Below are 18,083 nucleotides of genomic sequence, written 5' to 3'. Positions count from 1 at the left end.
GATGTTTCCTCAATCCTTGACCGCGCCGGCGGTCACTCCGGCGGCGACGTAACGCTGAGCGACGATGAGTAGCACCGTCGCCGGGATGGACGCGATCACGGCGGTGGCCATGATGGCGTTCCACTGCTGGTTGTTGTTGCCGATGTAGTGGTAGATGCCGAGCGTGATGGGCTGGTACTCGCCGCCGCCGTCGAGCGTGGTGGCGAAGACGAAGTCGGACCAGGCCCAGAGGAACGCGAAGAGGCTGACCGTGACGATCGCGTTCCGTGACACCGGCAGGATCACCGAGACGAACACTCTCGGCAAAGAGGCGCCGTCGATCTGCGCGGCCTGCATCAGCTCGCCGGGGATGCCGGACATGAACGCCGTGAAGATCAGCACGCCGAACGGCACCGCGATCGTCGAGTCCGCCAGGATCAGGCCGGGCACCGTGTTGAGCACGCCGGCCCGCAGGTAGATGGCGTAGAACCCCATCGCCATGATGATGCCGGGGATCATCTGCGCGATGAGCAGCACGAAGTTGAGGGCGTTGCCGCCCCGGGGGCGGAGCTTCGCCAAGGCGAAGCCCGCGGGCGCCGCGAGGATCAGGGTGAGTGCGACGGTGCCGAGTCCGATGATCAGACTCGTTCCCAGGTACGGCATCTGCTGCGCGAGGACCAGCCGGTAGCCCTCCAGGGTGCCCCCGAGGGGGAGCAGGTGCGGCGGGTCGGCCCGCATCTCGGTGTCCCGGGTGAAGGACACGTTGATCATCCAGTAGACCGGGAAGAGCATGATCGCGGTGAGGATCAGGCCGATGCCGGTCTTGAGGCTCCTACTGATCACGGCGTTGCCTCCGGATATAGAGCAGCCCGAAGAAGAGCGCGATCAGGATCAGCAGGTTGCCGACCGCCGCCCCCGGGCCGAACTCGGGCAGCAGGTTGCCGAAGCTGAGCCGGTAGGACCAGGTGGCGAGCGTGGTCGACGCGTCCGTCGGGCCGCCCTTCGTCATGATCCAGATCAGGTCGAAGACCTTGAGCGTGTAGACCAGCCCGAGCAGCAGGGTGATCGCCGAGACCGGGCGGAGCAGCGGGAACGTGATCCGCCAGAACCGCTGCCGGCCGCTCGCACCGTCCAGCGCGGCCGCCTCGTAGATGTCCGCCGGGATCGCCTGCAGCCCGCTGTAGAGGATGACCAGGTTGAACGGGATGCCGATCCAGATGTTGGCGATGATCACGCTGGGCAGCGCCCATTGCGGTGAGGTCAGCCAATTAATCGGGGCGATACCGAATATCTGAAGTGCATAGTTGACAATTCCGGAATCGCTGTTGAGCATCCACGACCAGGTCGACGCGCTCACGATCAGCGGCAGCAGCCACGGGACCAGGAAGAGCGCCCGCAGCGTCGCGGAGAGCCGGAAGTGCTGGGTGAAGAAGACCGCCAGCGCGAGGCCGAGGGCGAACTGGACCGCGATGCTGACGAACGTGAAGGCCAGGGTGTGCAGCAGCGCCGGGACGAAGGTCGCGTCGTCGAAGACCGTCCGGTAGTTGTCCACGCCGCTGAACGGGGCGTCGCCCTGCACGAAGCTCCGGACCGTGTAGTGCCGCAGGCTCAGGTCCAGGTTCCGGTAGAGCGGGTAGGCGTAGAAGGCGACCAGGTAGACGATCAGCGGGGCGAGGAACGCCCAGGCGGTCCACTGTCCGCGGCCCCGCCGGACCCGGGTGTCATCCCGGGTCCGGACGAGCGTCTCGGCGTGCGTGGTCACTTGGCCGCGGCGCTCTGGGCGTCGGTGAGCGCCTGCTGCGGCGTCTTCGACCCGGAGAGTGCGGCCTGGAAGGCGCCCCACAGCGGCTCGGAGATCTTCGGGTACTTGGTGCCCAGATCGTCGCTGGTCCGGCCCTTGGCCGCCTTGACCGCCTCGACCCAGACGGTCAGGTCCTTGTTCTCCGCCACCTGCTTCTGCTGTACGGCATCGGTCGCCGCGATGTAGGAGAGCGTGGTGTCCGTGGTGTACGCGTTCTCCGCGCTGCTCAGGCACGCGATCAGCTTCTGGGTGACGGCGTACCGGGCGGTGTCCGACTGGACCGGCGCGGTGACGAACTCGCCGCCGGTGGGTGCCGGTGCGGTGCCGCCGGCCTGGGACGGGATCGGGATGATGCCGTACTCGAAACCGGTCTTCTTCGCGTTCGCCAGCTGCCACGTGCCGTTCTCGCTGAACGCGAAGTCACCGGCGGCGAACTCCTGCCAGCTGGTGGTCTGGGTGTTGTTGAGCACCGAGTTCGGCGCGTAGCCCTTCTTCAGCCAGTCGGTCCAGAGGGTCAGCGCGGCGACGCCCTGCGCCGAGTCGAGCTGGGTCAGGTTCGCCCCGGAGCCCCAGTACCAGGGCAGGAACTGGAACGAGCCCTCCTCGGTGCCGATCGCCGAGAAGGTGATGCCCTTCTTCCCCGCGGCCTTCACCTTCGCCAGCGCCGCGGTCAGCGAGGCCCAGTCCTTGACGGTCGCGGGGTCGACCTTCGCCGCGTCCAGGACCTTCTTGTTGTAGTAGAGCGCGAGGGTGTTGGCGCCGATCGGGATGCCGTACGTCTTGCCGTCCAGCTGGCCGGCGGCGAGCAGGTTCGGCGAGACGGCCGAGGTGTCGACCTTCATCTCCTCGGTGGTGGTGAGCACGCCGCCCTCGGCGAGCGTGGAGACCACCGGGTTGTCGACGATCAGCACGTCGGGCGAGTTGCCCTGCTGGGCGGCGAGCAGGGCCTTGTTGGTCAGGTCGGTGGTGTCGTATCCGGTCCGCTTGACGGTGACCCCGGCGGTGGTGCCGCAGGTGGTCAGCAGCTTCACCCAGTCCGAGGAGTCGTCGAACTGCGGGTACGGGTCCCAGACCGCGTACTCGGAACTGGTCGCGTCGCTGCCGGAGTCGCCGCCGGAGGAGCAGGCGGTGATCAGGCCGGTGGTCAGGGTGAGCGCGGCCGCCACGGTGAGGCCGCGGCGGATCGCGAGAGGAAGCGTCATGATTGAACCCCCAGGAGGAAAACTGAGGAAAACGATTGCCTTGACGCTAGGGAGCAGCTTGCACGCCTGTCAATAGCAAGTTACGGTCTGATTACTCGCCCGATTGCCACCCTCTCGGAAACTCGGAGGAAAACGCTGAGCATCGATCGACGCGGCGCCACGATCTCCGAGGTCGCCGCCCTCGCGGGGGTCTCCACCGGTACGGCCTCGAAGGCGCTGAACGGTCGCGGCACCATGCGCCCGGAGACCCGGCAGCGCGTCCGGCAGGCCGCCGACCAGCTCGGATTCGTCGTCAACGCGGCGGCGCGCAGCCTGCAGACCGGCCGCACCTACACGGTCGGCATGATCACCACGGACACCATCGGGCGGTTCAGCATCCCGCTGCTCATCGGCGCGGAGGACGCGCTCGGCGCCGGGCAGATGTCGGTCTTCCTCTGCGACGCCCGGGACGACCCGATCCGCGAGCAGTACTACCTGCGTACGCTGCTCGGCCGCAAGGTCGACGGGATCATCGTGACCGGGCGGCGCACCCAGGCACGGGCCCCGATCGGCGCGGACCTGCCGGTGCCGGTGGTGTACGCGTTCATCAGCTCGACCGACCCGCGGGACTGCTCGGTGGTGCCCGACGAGGCGGACGGGGCCCGGCGCGCGATCCGGCATCTGCTGGACACCGGGCGTACCCGGATCGCCCACGTCACCGGCCCGGAGCATCACCACTCGGCCACGGTCCGCGCCACCGCGGCCGGCGACTCGCTCGGCGGCGCGGGACTCGCGCTCGCCGCGCCGGTCCTCTACGGCGAGTGGACCGAGGCGTGGGGCCGCCAAGCCGCCGGAATCCTGCTCTCCTGCGGGGCGGACGTCGACGCGGTCTTCTGCGGCAGCGACCAGATCGCCCGCGGCGTCGCCGAGGGCCTGCAGGAGTCCGGCCGCGCGGTCCCCGGCGACGTGGCGCTGGTCGGCTTCGACAACTGGGACGTCATGGTGGACGCCTGCCGCCCGGCCCTGACCTCCATCGACATGGATCTGGAGGGGATCGGCCGGACGGCGGCGGAACTGCTGCTCACGGCGATCAACGGCACCCCGGCGCACGGCCCGGTGGCACGGCCCTGCCGCCTGGTCCCGCGCGCCTCCACCGCCGCCTTCTGATCCGGTCCGCCGTTGACCGCCCGGTCCCGGGAACGACAGCCGCCGGAAACGCCCGCGCGGCAGAATGGGGCGCATGGATCTTCGCCAGGGCATCGGCCTGCGCAAGCTGGGCAACACCACGGACGAGTTCCAGCAGGATCTGCTCAGCAACCTCTATTACCGGCGGGGCACCACGGTCGAGTCGGCGAGCGCACGGGACGCGTACGAGGCACTCGCCCTCACCGTGCGCGACCGGCTCGCCGAACGCCGCGCACGCACCGCGGCCGCGCACTACGCGAGCAACCCGCGCTGGGTCTACTACCTCTCCGCGGAATACCTGCTCGGCGCGCAACTGGAGCAGAACCTGCTGTACTCCGGCACCGGCGAGGTGGCGGCCGAGGCGATCAAGGCGCTCGGCTACACGCTCGACGAGATGGAGGCGATCGACGTCGAGCCGGGCCTCGGCAACGGCGGCCTCGGGCGGCTCGCCGCCTGCCTGGTCGACGCGATGGCCACCCGGGACATCCCCGCGGTCGGCTACGGCATCCGCTACGACTTCGGCATCTTCAAGCAGTCCCTGGAGGGCGGCGCCCAGGCGGAGCGCCCGGACGACTGGGCCTTCCAGGGCAACCCGTGGGAGTTCCCGGCCCCCGACGACCGGCAGACGGTCGGCTTCTACGGCCACACCGAGCCGATCCCCGGCTCGCAGACCCGCAAGCGCTGGGTGCCCGGCGAGATCGTGCTGGGCGAACCGAGCCACATGCTGGTTCCCGGGTACGGCACCGACACGGTCAACATCGTCCGGCTCTGGCGCGCCCGGGGCAGCGAGGCGTCGTTCGACCTGTCCCGCTTCTCCGCCGGGCAGTACGCGGAGGCCGTCCAGGAGGCGGTCCGGGCCGAGAACATCAGCAAGGTGCTCTACCCGGACGACAGCACCGAGCTCGGCCGGGAACTGCGGCTCAAGCAGCAGTACTTCCTGGTCTCCTGCTCGCTGCGGGACATCATCCGCCGGTTCCGGCTGCGCAACGAGGACTGGGACGCGTTCGCCGCCAAGACGGTCGTCCAGCTCAACGACACCCATCCGACGGTCGCCATCGCCGAGATGATGCGACTGCTCGTCGACGAGTACGCGCTGGAGTGGGACCGGGCCTGGTCGATCACCCGGAGGACGTTCGCGTACACCTGCCACACGCTGCTGCCGGAGGCCCTCGAGACCTGGCCGGTCCGCCTCTTCGAGCGGCTCCTACCCCGGCACCTGGAGATCATCTACCTGATCAACATGCTGTTCCTGCGCGAGGTCGAGGGCCGTTTCCCCGGCGACGCCGACCGGGTACGCCGGATGTCGATCATCCAGGAGGAGCCGGATCGCCGGGTCCGGATGGCACACCTCGCCGTGGTCGGCACCGAGGCGGTCAACGGGGTCGCCGAGCTGCACTCCAAACTGCTGCGTGAGACCGTGCTGAACGACTTCGCCGAGCTCTGGCCGGCCAAGTTCCAGAACGTGACGAACGGGGTCTCGCCCCGCCGCTTCGTGAAGCTGGCCAACCCGCGCCTCTCCGACCTGATCACCGAGGGGCTCGGCGGCGACGGCTGGCTCAACGACCTGGAGCGCCTCGCCGGGCTGGAGTCGCTCGCCGGGGACCCGGCGTTCCTGGAGCGCTGGCGCGCGATCAAGCGGGCGAACAAGGTGGACCTGGCCGCCGGGGACCCGGACTCGCTGCACGACGTGATGATCAAGCGGTTCCACGAGTACAAGCGCCAGCAGCTCAAGCTCCTGCACGTGATCACCCAGTACCACCGGATCCGGAACGACCCGGGCGCCGCGTGGGTGCCGCGGACCGTGCTCTTCGCCGGCAAGGCCGCGCCGGCCTACCACGCCGCGAAGGACATCATCCGGCTGATCAACGCGGTCGGCGCCACCATCGCGGCGGATCCGGTGGCGTCGCCGTACCTCAGGGTGGTCTTCGCGGAGAACTACAACGTCACGCTCGCCGAGCGCATCATCCCGGCGGCCGACCTGAGCGAGCAGATCTCGCTGGCCGGCAAGGAGGCCTCCGGCACCGGCAACATGAAGCTCGCCCTGAACGGCGCGCTCACCATCGGCACGCTGGACGGCGCGAACATCGAGATCCGGGCCCGGGTCGGCGAGAAGAACTTCTTCCTCTTCGGGCTGGACGCGTTCGAGGCCGCCGAGGCGCAGCACGCCGGGTACCACCCGGGCGGGTTCTACGAGCGGGACGAGGAGCTGCGGTCGGCGCTGGACGCGATCCGGTCGGGGGCGTTCGGCGGCGTGGGTCACGAGGTGGCGAACTCACTGCTGCACCGCGACGAGTACCTGACGCTGGCCGACTACCGGGCCTACGTCGACTGCCAGGACACGGTCGAGCGCACGTGGCGCGATGCGGCGGCGTGGACCCGGATGTCGGTGCTGAACACGGCACACAACGGGTTCTTCTCCGCGGACCGCACGGTGGCCGACTACGCCGCCCGGATCTGGCGGGTGACACCGGTGCCGGTCGAGCCCGGCGAGTAGGCGACTTCGCGGGTTCTGAGAATTTCCCTTTTCAGGAAAGCGCTTTCACAGGTCGGGGTGATACCCACGTCTCACCGTCCGGTAGGGGCTTGCCCAGGTGGACGCGGGATCTCTAACGTCGTCCAGTCCGGGAAGGCTTGCCGTCCCGCCAGGGAAGCCTTCAGGAGGGGAGCAGATGCGCGACGACGCGTTCCGCGCGTACTTCGAGCGGCATCATGCGTCGCTGTCGCGGCTGGCCTACCTGATGACCGGGGAGCCCTCGGCCGCCGACGACCTCGCCGCCGACGCGCTGACCGAGGTGTGGCGGCACTGGGACCGGGTCCAGGCCGCCGCGGACCCGGTCGCGTACGGCCACGGCATCGTGATGAACCTGGCCCGCAACTGGATCCGCCGCCGGAGCCGCGAGCGGATCTTCACGTTCGGGCTGGCCGGGCGGGGTCACGAGGGCAGCGACGTGCCCGCGGTGCTGGACGTCCGCGGCGCCCTCCGTAAACTCCCGCACCGGCGGCGTGCCTGCGTCGTCCTTCGATACGCCTTCGACCTGTCGGAACGTGAAGTCGCCGCTACCCTTGGCATCTCGGTGGGCGCGGTGAAGAGCTCCACCTCACGCGGCGCCAAGCAGCTGGCCGAGCTGCTGGGCGGTTCGGTGAGCCGGATCGACGGTTGGGAGGCTGCGCGGTGACCCTGTCCGAGGACCAGTTGCGGGCAGCGCTGCGGGCCGAGGCATCCGCGCACCAGCCGGACCGGGAGGCGATGCTGGCGCGGATCACGTCGGCGGCGATCCAGGATCCGGCCGCGTCCCGGCTGGGCCGGCGGCGCGCGCCGAGTCGCGGACCACGCGTGCGGCTCGCCGTGGTGACGGCGACCGTCGTGGCGATCTTCGGCGGGGGCGGGTTCGCGCAGTGGGCGCTCGCCGGCGGCGCCGAGCAGGACGACGTCACGCCCGCCCCGCCGCCCACGGCGACGACCAGCGCCACGCCATCGACCGCACCGTCGCCGACGGACACCGCCTCGGCCGCTTCCTCCCCCACGGCCGCCACGTCCTCGGCACCCGCCGTCACCCCGACGACGCCGGCGAAGACCCGGACCACCTCCCCCACGGCGACGGCCACCCCGGCCGCCACCCTGACCAAGGGGCAGCCGGGGTTCACCCGGGTGTCGCAGGGGCCGCTCTGGTCGGACGGCTCGGTCGACCCGGACAGCGGGGACACCCAGGGCGCCTCGATCATCACGCTGACGACGACCGAGGAGCTGACCCGGCTCACGGTGACCGTCCGGGTGGCGGCGACGGACGGGCTGGCCTCCCGGGGCGCCACCAAGTCGGTGCCCGGCGCGAGCGTCTCCACCTCGGTGACCAGTGGATCGGACGCCGTCCTGTACACGTTCACCCTCTCCTCCGCCGACACGGTCGCGCCGGGGACGTACACGTTCACCGCGAAATACTCGTACCCGTCGGGCGGCCGGAACGCGGGCGGGGACACGTACGAGGCGGTGGCGACGAGCGCGAGCGGCACGGACCTCGACGTCTACGGCAACTTCTACGCCTCGTAACGCCAGCCGCGCGTCCACACCACGCCCGCGACGCGCCCGGTGTGGCGCGCTGCGGCCTCCGCGCCGGGTGGCCGCGGGCGCCACTACCAACACCACGGGCGCCGCATCCCACGCCGCGGGCGCCGCATCCCACGCCGCGGGCGCCACTACCAACGCCACGGGCGCCGCATCCCACGCCGCGGGCGCCGCTTTACACGCCGCGGGCGCCGCATCCCACGCCGCGGGCGCCGCTTTACACGCCGCGGGCGCCGCGGCTGCTCGCGGGCCGGGTCGCGGGTCAGGTGGTGGCGCGCTGGACGACCCGGGCCGGGGCGGGGGCCGGGCCGGTGTCGGGGCGGCCCAGGACGAGGCGGGCGGTGCGGCGGCCGTAGGCCCGGGCGTCGATGTGCACCGTGGTCAGCGCCGGGCGCCAGAGAGCGCCGATCGGTGTGTCGTCGAACCCGATCACGGCCAGGTCGCCGGGGGCTGACAGACCGAGATCGGTCAGGGCGGCGAGCGTACCGACGGCGAGCGCGTCGCCGAGGCCGGCGACGGCCGTGACGCCCACGGCGAGCAGGCTCCGGAGACGTGCGGCGGTCTCCGCGGTGCCGTCGACGGCGAGCGCGGGCGGCTCGGGCAGGCCGAGGACCGCGGCGGCGGCGCGGAGATGGCCGCTCATCAGGTCGAAGAACGGGTCGGTGCGGGTCGGGACGGCCATCGCGATCCGGGTGTGCCCGCGCTCGGCGAGGTGGGTGACCTGGGTCAGGGTGTGCGCGGCGAGCCCGTCGGTCCAGCCGCCGTCGGCGATGTCCCGGTCCGGGCGGGCGTAGAGCGCGGGCAGGTCGATCACCGCGCGCGGCGAGATCGCGGAGAGCACGTCGTGGTTCGACCCGTACGAGACAAGCAGTCCGAAACCGATCTGGGAGAGCTCGGTGTCGAGACCCTCGATGAAGCTCTCCAGGCTGGTGCCGGGCGGCAGCCCACCGGCCTCGAGGACGACGATCCGGGACGCGCCCTCGCGCAGCGCCCGCGCGATCGAGTGCGGACGGTAACCGAGCTCGGCGGCGGCCCGGCGCACCTTCTCCCTGGTCGCCTCGGGGATGGTCTGCCCGGCCGTCTCGTTCAGCACGAAGCTCACCGTGGCGGTGGACACGCCGCTGGCCAGGGCGACGTCCCGCATCGTCGCTCGCGTTCTGCCGGTCACCCGCGCTACTGTACCCGCCAACTTATTCGAATTAGCGGAGGAGCGTCCGATGAGATCGGTACAGGTGACCGGAGCGGGCCGGACCGGGTTCGTGGAGATCGAGAAGCCGGTGGCCGGGCCGCGGGACGTGCTGGTCCGGATGCGGGCGTGCGGCGTCTGCGGCTCGGACGGGCTCTACATCGCGGTCGGCGGCATCCCGCCGCGGCAGGGCGCCACCCCGCTGGGCCACGAGCCGGCCGGCGAGATCGCCGAGGTGGGTGCGCTCGTCGAAGGGCTGTCGGTGGGCGATCACGTCATCCTGAACCCGATGGCCTCCTCCGACGGCATCATCGGCAGCGGCGGGGCGCAGGGCGGCCTCTCCGAGTACGTACTGATCCGCGACGCGATGATCGGCACCCACCTGGTGACCGTTCCCGATCACATCCCGTTCGAGGTCGCCGCGCTGAACGAGCCGATGGCGGTGGCCGGGCACGCGGTGAACCGGACGAACCCGAAGCCCGGCGACAAGGTGGTGGTCTTCGGCGCCGGGCCGGTCGGGCTGGGCGCGGCGATCGGCTACAAGCTGCGCGGCGCGCACGTGGTGGTGGTCGACATCGTGCCGAACCGCCTGGAGAAGGCCCTCAGGGTCGGCGCCGACGCGGTGATCGACTCGGCGAAGGAGGACGTCGCCGCCCGGCTGCTGGAGATCCACGGTGAGGCGCCGCGCAGCTTCGTCCGCGGCGCCCGGCCGGACACGGACATCTACCTGGACGCGGCCGGCGCGCCCGTGGTCGCGGAGACCGTGCTGGCGAGCGTGAAGCACGGCGCCGTCTTCGGCATCGTGGCGGTGCACAAGAAGCCGGTGCCGGTGGACTTCGGCGAACTGCTCACCACCGAGCTCACCGTGGTGCTGTCGATGGGCTACCCGACCGAGATCTTCGAGGTGACGAAGGACCTGGTGGAGAACTGGGAGCGGTACGCCCTGCTGATCAGCGACGTGATCCCGTTCGCCGAGGCGGAGCGGGCCCTCACGCTCGGCTCGACGCCCGGCGCCGCCGAGAAGGTGGTGGTGACCTTCGGGTAGATACCGCAGGTGGACGACGCGGGAACCGGCGACCGGAAACTAACGTGGGCCACATGACCGTGGCCCGCCGTGTGTTCGCCGGGCACCCGGTGCTCACCGACACGCTGGTGGCGGTCCTGCTCACCGCGCTGGCCTTCGTCACCTACCTGGCCTCCGGCATGAAACACCAGATCCGGCCGCTGGACTGGGGTGACATCGCCGCCTCGGCCGTCGCCCTGATGGTGATGGCGGTACGCCGGAAGTGGCCGCGGGAGGCCCTGGTCACGGCGACCTCTGGGATCATCGCGCACTCCTGGACGCACGAGGGCCGGCATCCGATGCTGATCCTGGCCGCCGGCATGTGCGCGTACACGATGGCGACCAGCGGCAGCCGCCGGGACACCTGGCTGATCTTCGCGGGGTGCGGTGCCGCCCTCTACGGCGGTGACGTGATCTCCGGCCGGTTCCCGGTGCTGACCGCGGCGACCATCCCGGTGCTGACCTTCGTCGGGATGGCCACCGCGTTCGGCGACGCCACCCGGAACCGGCGGGCCTACCTCGCCGAGGTCGAGGAACGGGCCCGCCGGGCCGAGCAGACCCGCGAGGAGGAGGCCCGGCGCCGGGTCATCCAGGAGCGGCTGCGGATCGCCCGGGAGCTGCACGACGTGGTCGCGCACCACATCGCGGTGATCAACGTGCAGGCCGGCGCGGCCAGCCACATGCTGGACCGGCGGCCCGAGCAGGTGCGGCCCGCGCTGGACCACATCCGCAACGCCGGGGACACCGTACTCAAGGAACTGGCCTCGATCGTCGGGGTGCTCCGGCAGTCCGACGACCCGGACGGCATCGAGCCGACCCGCGGCCTGGCCCGCCTGCCGGAGTTGCTGGACGCCGTCGCCGCGTCCGGGCTCCAGGTCACGTTCCAGCAGGTGGGTACGGCACGCGACCTGCCCGCCGTGGTGGACCTGGCCGCGTACCGGATCTCCCAGGAGGCGCTGACCAACGCCCACAAGTACGGCTCCGGCACCGCGGAGCTGACCATCGACTACACCCGCGGCGGCGTGCGCGTCGAGGTGGTCAACGCCGTCGCGACCGGCCACGACGGCGGCGGTTCCGGCGGCTCCGGTTACGGGATCGTCGGCATGCGGGAGCGGGCCGCCGCCGCCGACGGCACCCTTGACGCGTACGCCGAACCCGGCGGCCGTTTCACCGTGCGGGCATCCCTGCCGGCACCGATCGAGGACCACAGTTGATTCGCATTCTCCTCGCCGACGACCAGCCGCTGATCCGCGCCGGGTACCGGATGATCCTCGACTCCGAGCCGGACCTGGAGATCGTCGGCGAGGCGATGGACGGCCGGGAGGCGGTCGAGCTGGCCCGTACGGCACGGGCCGACGTCGTCCTGATGGACATTCGGATGCCCGGCGTCGACGGCATCGAGGCCACCCGGCGGATCGCCGCCGACGACGACCTGGCCGGGGTGCGCGTCCTGGTGCTGACCACGTTCGAGCAGGACGACAACGTCATGCTCGCGGTCCGCGCCGGTGCGAGCGGCTTCCTCGGCAAGGGCGTCGGCCCGGATGAGCTGATCAACGCGGTCCGGGTGGTCGCCGCCGGCGACGCGATGCTCTCCCCACGGGCCACCCGCGGCCTGCTCGCCCACCTGACCAGTCAGCCCGAGGCGAGTCCGCCGGCCGCCGCGGCCCGGCTGGACGACCTGACCCATCGGGAGCGCGAGGTCCTGGTGCTGGTCGCGCACGGCCTCTCCAACGAGCACATCGCCGAGCGCCTGTTCCTCTCGCCGCTGACCGCCAAGACCCACGTGAACCGGGCGATGGCCAAACTCGGCGTCCGGGACCGGGCTCAGCTGGTCGTGGTGGCGTACCAGAGCGGTCTGGTCCGTCCCGGCAATCCCCAGTCGTAGCAGTCCCCGGTCGTGGCAGTCCCCGGTCGTGGCAGTCCGCAGTCGTAGTAGCCGGGCGCCCCGCGTACTACGGCTGCGGTACACGGACGGTCCGCCGACGGACGACGCGAGCGCGCCGCCCCCGCACACAGACTTCTCACTGTGTCCCTACTCTCCCGGATAAGTCTCGCGAACCGGAAGCTGGTGGCCCTGGTCACCCTGCTGCTGGTCGTGCTCGGCGTCTACGCGGCGTCGTCGCTGAAGCAGCAGCTCCTGCCCAATCTCTCGTTCCCCGCCGTCACCGTGATGGCCACCTACCCGGGCGCCGCGCCCGAGGTCGCCGAGGAACAGGTCACCGTACCGATCGAGAACGCGGTCAAGGGTGTGACCGGCGTGGAGAGCATGACCTCGACCTCGCAGCAGGGCTCGGTCACGGTCACCCTCTCCTTCGACTACGACACCGACATCGACGACGCCACCGGTGACATCCAGGAGGCGCTCTCCAAGATCACCTCCCAGCTCCCGGACGGCGTCGACCCGCAGGTGCTCACCGGCAGCACCGGCGACATGCCGACGATGACCCTCGCGGCGACCTCGGACGGCGACCAGAAGGCGCTCGCCGCCGCACTGGAGAACGACGTGGTCCCGGCGCTGCAGGCGGTCGACGGCGTCAACGAGGTCTCCGTCTCCGGCACCCGCGACCAGGTGATCACCGTGACGCCGGACGACGACGCGGACACCTCGTCGATCGTGAGCGCGCTCAGCACCCTCGGCGGCACCTCGTCGGCCGGATCGATCACCGCGGACGGGCGGAACCTGAGCCTCGCGGTCGGGAAGTCGGTCACCTCGCTCGACCAGATCAAGAACCTGTGGATCTCCCGTGCCACCACCCAGACCGTCGCCTCCCCCGCCGCCGCGGCGCTCGGCGGCACCGCGAAGACCCCCGAGCCCGTGCAGCTCAAGGACCTCGCGACGGTCGCCCTCACCGACGCCGCCAGCACCTCCATCACGCGTACGGACGGGAAGCCGAGTCTCGGGCTCTCCATCACGATGGACCACGACGGCAGCTCCTCCTCGGTCTCGGACGACGTCCGCGGCAAGCTCGCCGGCCTGGAGGAGGACCTCGGCGACGGCGCGAAGCTGACCGTGGTCTCGGACAGCGGCCCGCAGGTCAAGGACTCCGTCAACGGGCTGCTCGAGGAGGGCGGGCTCGGCCTGCTGATGGCGATCGTGGTGATCGTGATCTTCCTGCGCTCCGCCCGGTCCACGCTGGTCACCGCGATCTCCATCCCGCTCTCGCTGCTGGTCGCGCTGACCGTCCTCTGGCTGCGGGACTACTCGCTGAACATCCTCACCCTGGGCGGCCTGACCATCGCGGTCGGCCGGGTGGTGGACGACTCGATCGTGGTCCTGGAGAACATCAAGAGACATCTCGGGTACGGCGAGGACCGCCGCCACGCGATCACCACGGCCGTCCGTGAGGTCGCCTCGGCCGTCACCTCGTCCACGCTGACCACGGTCGCGGTCTTCCTGCCGATCGCGTTCGTCAGCGGTCTGGTCGGCGAGCTCTTCGGCGCCTTCTCGATCACCGTCACGGTCGCCATGCTCGCCTCGCTGCTGGTCTCGCTGACCGTGGTGCCGGTGCTCGCGTACTGGTTCCTCAAGGCGCCGGTGATCCGCGAGGACCCGGAGACGTACCGGGAACGGGTCGAGGCCGAGGAGCGGCAGGGTCTCCTCCCCCGGCTCTACCTGCCGGTGATCAACTGGTCGGTACGGCACCGGAAGTCGGTGCTGGCCGCGGCGATCGTGCTGCTGGTGGGCACCGTCGGGATGAGCACCGCGCTGAAGACCAGCTTCATCGGCGATTCGGGGTCGGACAGCATCAGCGTCAGCCAGACCCTTCCGGCCGGCACCGACCTGACGAGCACCGACAAGGCCGCCCAGCAGGTCGAGGCGGTGCTCGGCACGATCGACGGGATCGCGTCGTACCAGGTCACGATCGGTTCATCGGGCGGCGGCCTGTTCGGCTCGGCCGGCGGGTCGAACCGGATCTCGTACACGATCATCCTGGCCGACGACGCGGACGCCGGCACCGTCGAGGACGCGCTGAAGGCGAAGGCCGCCGGGATCGACGGCGCCGGTGAGATCACCGTCGGCGGCGGTGGCGGTGGCGGTCTGGGCAGCAGCACCATCGACATCTCGGTGCAGGCCGGCGACGACGCCGCGCTGGAGAAGGCCACCGCGCAGATCGAGACGGCGATGACCGGGGTCGCCGAGGTCAAGGATGTGACCAGCGACCTGAGCGCGAGCGCGCCGCAGATCAGCATCGTGCCCAAGGGCGAGGAGGCCGCCGCGTACGGCCTCAGCGACCAGACGATCGTCTCGGCGCTGCGCACCGCCGTGCAGGGCACCACCGCCACCCAGGTCTCCCTGGACGGCACCCAGCACGACGTGATCGTGAAGGCGGACGCCGCGGCCCCGGACAGCCTCGCCGAGATCAAGGCCATCAAGATCTCGACGGCGACCGGCGCGGTACGGCTCGACAAGGTCGCCACGGTCACCCAGGTGGACGGCCCGGTCCAGCGGGTCCGCTCGGACGGCGACCGCACCAACACCGTGTCGGCCACCCCGGTCGGCGAGGACACCGGTGCGGCCAGCTCCGCGGTGCAGACGGCGCTGAAGGGTCTGACCCTGCCCGCGGGCGCCACGTACGAGACCGGCGGCGTGACGAGCGACCAGAACGAGGCGTTCTCCCAACTGATCCTGGCGATCCTGGTCGCGATCGGCCTGGTCTTCCTGATCCTGGTGGCCGTCTTCGGCAGCATCCGGCAGACCATGATCCTGCTGGTCTCGATCCCGTTCGCCTTCGTCGGCGCGCTCGCGCTGCTGCTGGTGACCGGCACCCCGCTCGGCGTGGCCGCCCTGATCGGCATCCTGATGCTGATCGGCATCGTGGTCACCAACGCGATCGTGCTGATGGACCTGATCAACCAGTACCGCGAGCGCGGCATGGGCGTCGCCGAGGCGGTCGTCGAGGGTGGCCTGCGCCGCCTGCGCCCGATCCTGATGACCGCCCTCGCCACGATCTTCGCGCTGATCCCGATGGCCCTCGGCGTCACCGGCTCGGGCGGGTTCATCTCGCAGCCGCTCGCCGTGGTGGTGATCGGCGGCCTGGTCAGCTCGACGCTGCTGACCCTGGTGCTGATCCCGGTGCTCTACACGATGGTGGAGAACCGCCGGGAGAAGCGGGCGCTGCGCAAGGCCGCCGCTTCCGCCCCGGCCCCGGAGCCGGACCTCGTTCCCGTCGGCTGACGTCCCGCCGCCCGCCACGGCCGGTCCGTGGCGGGCGGCGAACCCGTCCAATATCTAAACCGCACCCGTCCCGCTGCCGATGGGAGCAGCGTGAGCAGCGGGCAGGAACCGGTCACCGGCGACGAGGGCTTCAGTCTTCTGGAGATCCTCCTCGCCCTGACCATCCTGTCCATCACGCTGCTGGCCAGCACCCCGTTCTTCGTCACCAGCCTGACGAACGTGAACAAGCAGCGGACCAAGCAGGGCGCGATCCAGCTCGCCGCGACCGCCCTGGAGCAGGTCCGCGCGCTCAAGGGCAGCGCGCTGCTGAGCGGGCGCAGCGTGAACGCCACGCAGACCCAGTTCGACGCGGCGCGCTCGTCGGTGAAGTCCTACCTGGCGACGATGCAGGTCGCGGGCGACCCGTTGATCACCGACAGCACCTCCACGGCGGGCTCGGAGGCGCCGATCCCCACCTCGGCCCGGAGCCTCACCCTGGAGGGGACCACCTACACGCAGAACATCTACGTCGGCGAGTGCGAGGCCTACCTGACCGGCACCGGTGAGTGCATCTACCCGCTGGGTTCGGCCGCACCCACGGACACCACCAAGATCCTGAAGTTCTTCCGGGTGGTCGTCCTGGAGACCTGGTCCGACAAGACCTGCACGAACAGCAGCACCAGCAACACCTGCGAATACATCGTCTCGACGCTGGTGTCGCGCGCCGCCGAACCGACCTTCGACATCCACCGGCCGTCCCCGACGGTGCTCACCTCGTCGGTCACCTTCTACAAGGGCGTCGCGACCACCTACCAGCTCGAGGCCCGGGGCGGCCAGCTCCCCAACACCTGGACGGTCGGCAAACTCCCGGCCGGACTCTCGATGACCCCGGCCGGAGTGATCAGCGGTACCCCCACCACCGCCGGCATCACCGTCACCACGACGACCGTCACCGACAAGCTGAGCCGCTCCGACACCGAGGCGATCACGTTCACCGTGCTGCTGCCACCCACGCTGACCATGCCGAGCAACGCCTCGAACCACGTCGGGGAGGCGGTCAGCCTGCAGGCCACCGCGGCGAACGGCGTGTCGCCGTACACCTACACCGCCTCCAACCTGCCGCCGGGGCTCAGCATCAACGCGTCCACCGGCGCGATCACCGGCACCGTGACCACGGCCGGCACGTACGTGGTCACCGTGACGGCGACCGACGCCAACAGCGTGAGCGGCACCGGCACCTACACGCACGTGGTGTACGCCGCCCTGACGCTGGGCACGCTCGCCGACCAGACGATCGACCTGGGCTCGAAGCTGAGCCTGACCGCGGTCGGCGCGGGCGGCGACGGCAGCTACACCTACACCGCCACCGGCCTGCCCACCGGCGGGACGATCAACAAGAACACCGGCGCCATCGCCGGCAAGCCCACCGTGACCGGCCGTTTCCTGCCCACCATCACGGTCACCGACGGCATCGGCGGCACCGCCAGCCAGCAGATCGTGATCATCGTCAACTCCAGTACGTCGCTGGTCTTCACCGCGCCCTCGCTGACCTCTGCGGACCAATCGACCGCCAAGGGCACGGCCACCTCGCTCACGCTGACCACCAACGGCAGCCTCCTCGGCCTCTCCCCGGTGCTGACCATCAGCGGCCTGCCGACCGGCCTGACCTTGAACGCCACGACCGGGGTCATCTCCGGGACGCCGACCGCCACCGGCACGTACACGGTGACGGCCACCGCGACCACGGTGACGGCGACCAGCGTCCTGACCTTCATCTGGAAGATCACATGAGCGACGACCCGGTAACCGCGCCCGCTCCCGCTCCTGCTCCTGCTCCTGCTCCTGCTTCCCGCGACGGCGGCTTCACCCTGGTCGAACTGCTGGTCGGGATGGGCCTGATGTCGGTGGTGCTGGTCATGGTGACCGGCGGGATCCTCGAGATCTACTCCGACGTCAACCGGACCGACACCCTGAGCAACGCGCAGGAGCAGCTCACCAACAGCTTCCGCCGGCTGGACAAGGACCTGCGGTACGCGAGCTGGGTCGCCACGCCCGGCCAGGTGGGCAGCAACTGGTACCTGGAGTACGCCACGCCCTCCGGATGCCGGCAACTCGCCTACAAGAGCGGCGTGCTGACCCGGGCCACCTGGAGTTCGTCCACCACCTCGACGCCGGGCACACCGACCACCATCGCCACCGACCTGACCCTGACCGGCACCGCCGCGCCGTTCACCGTCTACGTCCCCGGTTCGAAGCCGTACGCCTCGGCCAGCGCGGGCACCGGGAACATGGGCACCGCGTATGAGCTGGAACACACCCAGATCCGGCTCCGCTTCACCGGCACGACGGGGACCACCGCGCTGCCGGTCGACATCCTCTTCACCGCCCAGAACACCAACCGCAACAACGTCTTCACCGACAGCAGCACCCTGGTGGACAACGACTGCAGCAAGGGAAGGCCGACCTCGTGAGG

The 18,083-nt window shown here is 70.6% G+C and carries 14 protein-coding genes; 10 read left to right on the top strand and 4 right to left on the bottom strand.

What is annotated here, in order from left to right; translation table 11 throughout:
- Positions 1–9: 9 nt before the first annotated feature.
- The 3 genes from AB0M08_RS03385 to AB0M08_RS03375 are packed head-to-tail and all read right to left on the bottom strand — an operon-like array spanning position 10 to position 2,982.
- A complete protein-coding gene (locus AB0M08_RS03385) occupies positions 10–819 on the bottom strand; it encodes a carbohydrate ABC transporter permease (RefSeq protein ID WP_364488028.1) in 810 nt (269 codons plus the stop codon).
- The gene (locus AB0M08_RS03380; RefSeq protein ID WP_364487628.1) at positions 812–1,741 is read right to left on the bottom strand and encodes a sugar ABC transporter permease; all 930 of its coding nucleotides are present in this window, start codon (positions 1,739–1,741) and stop codon (positions 812–814) included. The genes AB0M08_RS03385 and AB0M08_RS03380 overlap by 8 nt, the downstream gene beginning before the upstream one ends.
- Complete coding sequence (locus AB0M08_RS03375; RefSeq protein WP_364487625.1) at positions 1,738–2,982, bottom strand: extracellular solute-binding protein; 1,245 nt, start codon at positions 2,980–2,982, stop codon at positions 1,738–1,740. The genes AB0M08_RS03380 and AB0M08_RS03375 overlap by 4 nt, the downstream gene beginning before the upstream one ends.
- An 87-nt stretch (positions 2,983–3,069) precedes the next feature.
- Here AB0M08_RS03375 and AB0M08_RS03370 point away from each other — a divergent pair, with 87 nt between their 5' ends.
- The 4 genes from AB0M08_RS03370 to AB0M08_RS03355 all read left to right on the top strand — a co-directional run bounded on the left by AB0M08_RS03370 (position 3,070) and on the right by AB0M08_RS03355 (position 8,191).
- On the top strand, positions 3,070–4,128 hold the full coding sequence (locus AB0M08_RS03370; protein ID WP_364488025.1) for a LacI family DNA-binding transcriptional regulator: 1,059 nt from the start codon (positions 3,070–3,072) through the stop codon (positions 4,126–4,128).
- Between the two features lie 73 nt (positions 4,129–4,201).
- Positions 4,202–6,640 carry a glycogen/starch/alpha-glucan phosphorylase gene (locus tag AB0M08_RS03365; protein WP_364487622.1) on the top strand — a complete coding sequence of 813 codons (2,439 nt, stop codon included), beginning with the start codon at positions 4,202–4,204 and terminating at the stop codon, positions 6,638–6,640.
- A 175-nt stretch (positions 6,641–6,815) separates the two neighbouring features.
- A complete protein-coding gene (locus AB0M08_RS03360) occupies positions 6,816–7,322 on the top strand; it encodes a SigE family RNA polymerase sigma factor (RefSeq protein WP_364487619.1) in 507 nt (168 codons plus the stop codon).
- Complete coding sequence (locus tag AB0M08_RS03355; RefSeq protein ID WP_364487616.1) at positions 7,319–8,191, top strand: hypothetical protein; 873 nt, start codon at positions 7,319–7,321, stop codon at positions 8,189–8,191. Before AB0M08_RS03360 ends, AB0M08_RS03355 begins: the two co-directional genes overlap by 4 nt.
- 277 nt (positions 8,192–8,468) lie before the next feature.
- Here AB0M08_RS03355 and AB0M08_RS03350 read toward each other — a convergent pair whose 3' ends face one another.
- Entirely contained in the window at positions 8,469–9,374 is a 906-nt protein-coding gene (locus AB0M08_RS03350; protein ID WP_364487613.1) for a LacI family DNA-binding transcriptional regulator, read from the bottom strand.
- 49 nt (positions 9,375–9,423) lie between these two features.
- Between AB0M08_RS03350 and AB0M08_RS03345 the strand changes: the two genes are divergently transcribed.
- From AB0M08_RS03345 to AB0M08_RS03320, 6 genes are all read left to right on the top strand, one after another.
- Positions 9,424–10,437, top strand: coding sequence for a zinc-binding dehydrogenase (locus tag AB0M08_RS03345; RefSeq protein WP_364487610.1), 1,014 nt, complete (start codon positions 9,424–9,426; stop codon positions 10,435–10,437).
- Between the two features lie 53 nt (positions 10,438–10,490).
- On the top strand, positions 10,491–11,669 hold the full coding sequence (locus AB0M08_RS03340; protein WP_364487607.1) for a histidine kinase: 1,179 nt from the start codon (positions 10,491–10,493) through the stop codon (positions 11,667–11,669).
- Positions 11,666–12,340: a response regulator transcription factor gene (locus AB0M08_RS03335; protein WP_364487604.1), complete on the top strand. Its 675-nt coding sequence runs from the start codon at positions 11,666–11,668 to the stop codon at positions 12,338–12,340. The genes AB0M08_RS03340 and AB0M08_RS03335 overlap by 4 nt, the downstream gene beginning before the upstream one ends.
- A 141-nt stretch (positions 12,341–12,481) precedes the next feature.
- The gene (locus tag AB0M08_RS03330) at positions 12,482–15,631 is read left to right on the top strand and encodes an efflux RND transporter permease subunit (protein WP_364487602.1); all 3,150 of its coding nucleotides are present in this window, start codon (positions 12,482–12,484) and stop codon (positions 15,629–15,631) included.
- 90 nt (positions 15,632–15,721) lie between these two features.
- Positions 15,722–17,401, top strand: coding sequence for a putative Ig domain-containing protein (locus AB0M08_RS03325; RefSeq protein WP_364487600.1), 1,680 nt, complete (start codon positions 15,722–15,724; stop codon positions 17,399–17,401).
- Entirely contained in the window at positions 17,398–18,081 is a 684-nt protein-coding gene (locus tag AB0M08_RS03320; RefSeq protein WP_364487597.1) for a prepilin-type N-terminal cleavage/methylation domain-containing protein, read from the top strand. The genes AB0M08_RS03325 and AB0M08_RS03320 overlap by 4 nt, the downstream gene beginning before the upstream one ends.
- The last annotated feature ends 2 nt before the right edge of the window (positions 18,082–18,083 follow it).

The organism is Actinoplanes sp. NPDC051851, assembly GCF_040681165.1.
Taxonomy (GTDB): Bacteria; Actinomycetota; Actinomycetes; order Mycobacteriales; family Micromonosporaceae; genus Actinoplanes.
Note: the sequence above shows the minus strand (reverse complement) of the source record. Positions and strands in the feature narration are given on the sequence as shown.